The sequence below is a fragment of the Arthrobacter sp. 35/47 genome, assembly GCF_000520475.1.
GTDB classification, from domain to species: domain Bacteria; phylum Actinomycetota; class Actinomycetes; order Actinomycetales; family Micrococcaceae; genus Arthrobacter_D; species Arthrobacter_D subterraneus.
Window position 1 is genome coordinate 1 of sequence record NZ_KI914606.1, and the last position, 2,274, is coordinate 2,274.

Below are 2,274 nucleotides of genomic sequence, written 5' to 3' on the forward strand. Positions count from 1 at the left end.
CGGGTTTATTTGACGCTTCCCGCGCCGAGGCCGCTGCTCCAGAAGCGCTGCAGGCCCAGGAACGCGATGATGAGCGGGACGATCGAGACCAGCGCCCCGATGATGACGTAGGTGCGCAGTTCGGGGATCTGGCTGATCTGGCTGTTCCAGGCGTAGAGACCGAGGGTGACCGGGAAGAGCGCCTGGTCGCGGAGCATGATCAGCGGGAGGAAGAAGTTGTTCCAGATGGCCACGAACTGGAACAGGAAGATCGTCACCAGCGCCGGTGCCATCAGGCGGGTGGACACGGTGAAGAAGGTCCGTACCTCACCGGAGCCGTCCAGCCGGGCCGCTTCGAGGAGCTCACCGGGCACGCTGGCTGCGGCGTAGATCCGCGCCAGGTACACCCCGAACGGGCTGACCAGGCTGGGGAGGAACACCGCCCAGTAGGTGTTGGTGAGGTTCACTTCGCTGAAGATCAGGAACAGCGGCAGGGCCAGCGCTGTGGCCGGGACCAGCACACCGCTGAGGACCACGTTGAAGATCGCCTCGCGGCCATTGAACTCGTACTTGGCCAGCGCGTAGCCGCACATGGCCGCAATGATGGTGCCGAGCAGTGCTCCCGCACCGGCATAGAGCGCACTGTTTACGAGCCACTTGACGAACAAACCGTCCTGGTACTGGAACAGTCCGGTGAGGTTGGTGAAGAAGGTGGAGATGGAATTCGGGGTGAACCACAGCGGTGCCGTCCCGGTGATCTCGCTGCCGGTCTTCGTCGAGGTGACCAGCAGCCACCAGATCGGGGTCAGGAAATAGAGGGTGAAGACGCCCATGACGAGCATCGCGGCTGCACGGGACATCATGTTCTGACGTGGGCCCCGCGAGTGCGCCTTCTCGGCGGCGGTCAGGGGAGCGGCTGCCGTGGTCATTGGGATACCTTCCGCTGGGTGGCCTTCAGAAACACGAAGGAGAGGATGAACGTGGCGAGCGCCAGCACAACGGAGAACGCAGCGGCCAGGTTGTAGTTGGGAATCGACGCCGTGGTGTAGACGGCGAGGTTGGGGGTGTAGGTGCTGCTGATGGCGGAGCTGAAGCTGCGCAGCGTCTGCGGTTCAGCGAGCAGCTGCAGGGTGCCGATGATGGAGAACACCGCCGTCAGGATGATCGCCGGCGTGACCAGCGGGATCTTGATCCGCCACGCAATCTGCGCGTTCGAAGCGCCGTCAAGCCGGGCCGCCTCGTAGATCTCCGTGGGGATGGCCAGCAGGGACGCGTAGATGATCAGCATGTTGTAGCCCACGTAGACCCAGGTCACGATGTTCGCAATCGCCCAGAGAACCAGGGACCCGTCGAGGAAGTTGATCTCCGAGGTCACGGCACCGAACGGGGACAGCGACGGCGAGTACAGGAATCCCCACATGATGGCGGCGATCACGCCCGGCACGGCGTAGGGGGCGAAGAACGCGAGCCGGAAGAACCGCTTGCCCTTCAGCAGCGGCGAGTCCAGCAGCAGTGCGAACAGCAGCGCCATGCCGAGCATCACCGGAACCTGCACCACGCCGAACAGGAGAACCCGGCCCACAGAGGCCCAGAATGCCTCGTCCTGGAACACCAGCGCGTACTGGGTGAACCCTCCGAAGACCTGCTGCGGTGCACCGAACGTGCCCTCACGCTCGACCATCAGCAGCGACTGGATCACCGCGTAGATGATCGGCGCCGCGTAGAACAGAAGAAACAGCACGGCGAACGGTGCAACGAACACCGCTACCGCCCTGCGCGTGCTGCGCCCCGTGTGGGGGGTGCGCGGGGACTTTCCTGCCGCCCGCGGCGGAGTCTGGGCCTGGTCCACGGTAGCCATTCAGTTGGCCTCCTTGCCTGTTGGGATGGTGCGCACCACGCGCACGCTGCCTGCCGGAACAACGACGACGTCGGCAACGTCCGTGCCGGTCACCAGTTCCGTTCCGGTAACGCGGTGCTTGTGGTCCTGTGTGGTGTGGTTGATCAGGAAGAGGTAGGTCCGGTCGCCGGAGACCCGTTCGATGGTCTCCACCCCGCGCGTCCCGGAGGCCGGGATGCCCGCGGAACGGGCAGCGTCGGTGAGGACCTCGAGCAGGGTTTCCTTGCCGAGGGAGGTGCCCAGGTACCAGGCAGTGCCGTTCCCGAAGGAGTTCCGGGTCACGGCCGGAGTCCCGAAGAGGTGGCCGTCGGTGATGGTCAGGACGGGTTCCGCGGTGGTGGTGCGGAGCGCTTCGCTCCAGAGCTCCGCCGGCGTTCCGTTGGACAGCGCCAGCTGCC

Annotated in this window: 3 protein-coding genes; all 3 read right to left on the minus strand. The window is 65.1% G+C overall.

Features of this window, described 5'->3' with window-relative positions; translation table 11 throughout:
- Window positions 1–5: 5 nt before the first annotated feature.
- Window positions 6–908, minus strand: a complete 903-nt coding sequence (locus X803_RS0111840; RefSeq protein WP_216699058.1) for a carbohydrate ABC transporter permease — start codon at window positions 906–908, stop codon at window positions 6–8.
- The gene (locus X803_RS0111845) at window positions 905–1,837 is read right to left on the minus strand and encodes a carbohydrate ABC transporter permease (RefSeq protein ID WP_026545301.1); all 933 of its coding nucleotides are present in this window, start codon (window positions 1,835–1,837) and stop codon (window positions 905–907) included. The genes X803_RS0111840 and X803_RS0111845 overlap by 4 nt, the downstream gene beginning before the upstream one ends.
- Window positions 1,838–2,274 (minus strand): beta-galactosidase trimerization domain-containing protein (locus X803_RS19595; RefSeq protein ID WP_035778810.1); only part of this gene is annotated, 437 nt, incomplete at its 5' end.

What these genes read in the sequence shown, in the direction of transcription:
- X803_RS0111840 (WP_216699058.1), bottom strand. Translation starts at nt 908, where the DNA reads ATGACCACGGCAGCCGCTCCCCTGACCGCCGCCGAGAAGGCGCACTCG.
- X803_RS0111845 (WP_026545301.1), bottom strand. Translation starts at nt 1,837, where the DNA reads ATGGCTACCGTGGACCAGGCCCAGACTCCGCCGCGGGCGGCAGGAAAG.